The following is a 252-nucleotide window of genomic DNA, read 5'->3' as shown; positions in this document are numbered from 1 at the left end:
CGCGATGGCTGACGTGATCCGCGAGGAGAGTTATCGAGTCGTCGACGCGCTTGCAGCCCTCACACGGTTCCGTGTCGAACTCGGCCACCTGGAAGGCCCACTACAGCTGTGTGCGAGATGTAGTCCCGGTGGGCGCGCGACGTACTGGACGCGGGACCTAGACGACCATCTCTTTAGTGAGTCTTGATTTGGAGTCGGAGGTGGTTAGAAAGGGTGGAAACTTGCTCACAGCGTAGGCACGGCCTCCTCTCC

General features: G+C 60.3%; 1 pseudogene. It reads left to right on the top strand.

Annotated elements, in window-relative coordinates:
- A pseudogene (locus SM755_RS23960) lies at positions 1-187 on the top strand (hypothetical protein); the annotation flags it as partial.
- Positions 188-252: the final 65 nt, after the last annotated feature.

The organism is Natrialba sp. PRR66, from assembly GCF_034808065.1.
Classification (GTDB): Archaea; Halobacteriota; Halobacteria; order Halobacteriales; family Natrialbaceae; genus Natrialba; species Natrialba aegyptia.
This window is presented reverse-complemented; position numbering and strand designations above follow the sequence as displayed.